The following is a 3,247-nucleotide window of genomic DNA, read 5'->3' as shown; positions in this document are numbered from 1 at the left end:
ACACCGGTCAGCGCGTGCACGATCCGTTGCGGCAGCAGGGTCAGCGCGCTGCCCGCCGCCACGGCGAGCACCACGTGCAGCAGGAAGGCGGCGGCGACACCGGCGAAGACGTACGAGGCGCGGTAACGGGTGCCGAGCACGAGCCCGGCGAGCGCCGTCTTGTCCGGCAGCTCGGCCAGGAAGACGACGCCGAAGACGAGCGCCAGGACGCTGAAGGTGATCACTGTTCCTCAATCGGTCGGGGGCCACCCCGCCGAGAGTGCTGCGACTGTGCGTTCTGTCCGGCAGGACGCCTCGGCAGGGCAGCGCGCGGTCGGCCCGGTGCCGTACGGCACGGGCGTGCACTGCTTGCCGAAGGTCTCGCCGGCCGGTCCCCACGGGACCCGCCTCCGGGCGCCGGCTCAGGCTGGCTGAGCAGTATGTCGACGGTCCGGCAAAGGGCTACTCCCCTTCTGCGCCGTCCATGGTACGCGACGCGGACCGGCCCACGAATCCCGCTGTGCCGCGGCCACCGGTCCCGCCGTGAACCGCCGTGAACCGCCGCCAATCCCGCCGTGAACTCGTCAACAACCCCGCCGCATCTCTTGTCGTGTCATGCGCATGTCACTAGCTTCTTACCGGACACTCACCTCCCCGCAACGCGGCGCCGCGAGCATTCCCTCGCCCGCGCCCGACACCCCCACCCCACAAGGGAGTTCGCATGACCAGGTTCTACGCGCGTCGACGGCTGAGCATACTCGCGGCCCTCACCGGCCTGACAGCCTCCGCCGCCCTCTTCAACTCCCCCGCCGCTTCCGCCGCCCTGCCCACCCCGGTCAGCGCCGCCACCGCGCGCGGCTACCTCGCCTCCCTCACCGTGGCCACGGAGAACCGCACCGGCTACAGCCGCGACCTCTTCCCGCACTGGATCACCATCAGCGGCTCCTGCAACACGCGCGAGACCGTCCTCAAGCGGGACGGCTCGAACGTCGTCACCGACTCCTCCTGCGCCGCCACCAGTGGCAGCTGGTACTCCCCCTACGACGGCGCCACCTGGAACGCGGCCTCCGACCTCGACATCGACCACCTCGTGCCGCTCGCCGAGGCCTGGGACTCCGGCGCGAGCAAGTGGACCACCGCCCAGCGCCAGGCGTTCGCCAACGACCTGACCCGGCCCCAGCTCATCGCCGTCACCGACAACGTCAACCAGGCCAAGGGCGACCAGGACCCGGCCACCTGGGTGCCGTCCCGCTCGGCGTACCTCTGCACCTACGTCCGCGCCTGGGTGCAGGTGAAGTACTACTACAAGCTCTCGGTCGACTCCGCGGAGAAGAGCGCGCTCCAGGGCTACCTCGCCAACTGCTGATCGCCGGAGTCTGTCCGCCCTCCCCCGTCGTTCAATACGGTACGAGCCGACGGAGGAGGGCGATCACCGTGCCGGGACTGCGCCTGGGACCACTGCTGAGGTACGCCGACGGGTCGTCCGCGACCGTATGGCTGGAGGCGAGCCGGCCCTGCACCGCGCAGGTCCGCTGCCCCGGCGGCGCCGGCGGCACCGCCCGCACCTTCCAGATCGAGGGCCACCACTACGCCCTCGTCGAGGTGACCGGACTGACCCCCGGCACGGCCGTACCGTACGAGGTGACGCTCGACGGCGCCCGCGTCTGGCCGCCTCCCGGCGACGGCTTCCCGCCGTCGGTCATCGCCACACCCGCCCCGGACGACGGCCTGCGGATCGTGTTCGGCTCCTGCCGCTGGGCCGCGCCACCCGCGAAGGGCAGCGACCCGGTCGGTCCCGACGCGCTCGACACGCTCGCCACCCGCATCGCCGCCGACCCCGCCGCCGAGCGCCCCGACGTCCTGCTCCTGCTCGGCGACCAGGTCTACGCCGACGAGACCTCCGAGGCCACCCGCCGCTACCTCGCCGCCCGCCGCGGCCTGACCAGTCCGCCGGGCGACCAGGTCGCCGACTACGAGGAATACACCCACCTCTACTACGAGTCCTGGCTCGACCCCCAGGTGCGGTGGCTGCTGTCCACCGTGCCCAGTTTCATGATCTTCGACGACCACGACGTCGTGGACGACTGGAACACCTCCGCCGCCTGGCTCGCCGACATGCGCACCACCGACTGGTGGCAGGAGCGGCTGCTGAGCGGCCTGATGTCGTACTGGGTGCACCAGCACCTGGGCAACCTCTCCCCCGCCGAACTGGCCGCCGACCCCGTCTACGCCGCCGTACGGGCCACCCCCGACGGCACCGACGCGCTGCGCGCCTTCGCCGCCGGGGCCGACGCCGATTCCGCCACGGTCCGCTGGAGCTACCGCCGCGACTTCGGCCGGGTCCGGCTGCTGATGGTGGACTCACGGGCGGCCCGGGTCCTGGACGAGGACGACCGGTCCATGCTCGACGAGGGCGAGGCGGCCTGGCTGCGCGCCCAGGCCCTCGACGACCGCTCCCCCTGCGACCACCTGCTCGTCGGCACCTCGCTCCCGTGGCTGCTGCCCCCGCTCGTGCACGACACCGAAGCCTGGGACGCGGCCATGTGCCGGGGCGTGCGCGGCGCGCACTGGGCGCGTCTGGGCGAGCGGCTGCGGCGGGGCGCCGATCTGGAGCACTGGGCGGCGTTCCCGGAGTCCTTCGCCGCGCTGGCCGGACTGCTCGCCGAAGCCGGCTCGGGGCCGGTGGCGCCCGCGACGATCGCCGTGCTCTCCGGTGACGTCCACCACGCCTACGCCGCCGAGCCCGCCTGGCGCTCGCGCTCCGTGGACTCCCGGGTCGTGCAGCTCACCTGCTCGCCGGTCCACAACTCCGTGCCGCTGTCCATCCGGCTGGCATTCCGCTTCGGCTGGAGCGCCCCGGGGCGCGTTATCGGCCGGTGGCTCGCCCGGCACGGGCGCTGCGCCGAGCCGCCCGTGACCTGGCGCAGGACGGGCGGGCCGTGGTTCGGCAACCAGCTCATGACGCTCACCCTGCGCGGGCGTTCGGCGCGGCTGCGGCTGGAGCGGGCCCGGAGGGCCGGTGGCGGAAACGGGAGCGGGAACGGGGACGGAAACGGGGGTGGGCGCGCACGGCTGGAGACCGTGACCGAGTACGAACTGACCCCGCGCTGACGGCGACCGATGGCCGAATGTTGAACTTGCAAGCACCAGTGAGGCACACCTAACCTGGTCACCTGTTCGGATCTGTCCCCCCACCGGTCCCCAGCGGACCGTTCCGACCCGAAGGAGACCCCGCATGACCGGCCTCACCGGCCTCGGCGGCCTGACC

Annotated in this window: 3 protein-coding genes; 2 read left to right on the top strand and 1 reads right to left on the bottom strand. The window is 72.6% G+C overall.

Going from position 1 to position 3,247, the window contains the following annotated elements:
- Window positions 1-224: TMEM165/GDT1 family protein (locus IE249_RS35765; RefSeq protein WP_229857154.1), on the bottom strand; the 224-nt coding region annotated here is incomplete at its 3' end.
- A gap of 476 nt (window positions 225-700) precedes the next feature.
- Here IE249_RS35765 and IE249_RS01030 point away from each other — a divergent pair.
- Both IE249_RS01030 and IE249_RS01025 read left to right on the top strand, forming a co-directional pair.
- Window positions 701-1,345 (top strand): HNH endonuclease family protein, encoded by a 645-nt coding sequence (locus IE249_RS01030; protein ID WP_189702839.1) that lies wholly within the window; start codon window positions 701-703, stop codon window positions 1,343-1,345.
- A 68-nt stretch (window positions 1,346-1,413) separates the two neighbouring features.
- The gene (locus IE249_RS01025) at window positions 1,414-3,090 is read left to right on the top strand and encodes an alkaline phosphatase D family protein (RefSeq protein ID WP_189702838.1); all 1,677 of its coding nucleotides are present in this window, start codon (window positions 1,414-1,416) and stop codon (window positions 3,088-3,090) included.
- The last annotated feature ends 157 nt before the right edge of the window (window positions 3,091-3,247 follow it).

This window comes from Streptomyces anandii JCM 4720, from assembly GCF_014650655.1.
Taxonomy (GTDB): domain Bacteria; phylum Actinomycetota; class Actinomycetes; order Streptomycetales; family Streptomycetaceae; genus Streptomyces; species Streptomyces anandii.
The sequence above is the reverse complement of the archived record's forward strand: the minus strand, read 5'-3'. Positions and strand labels throughout refer to the sequence as shown.

What these genes read in the sequence shown, in the direction of transcription:
- IE249_RS01030 (WP_189702839.1), top strand. Translation starts at nt 701, where the DNA reads ATGACCAGGTTCTACGCGCGTCGACGGCTGAGCATACTCGCGGCCCTC.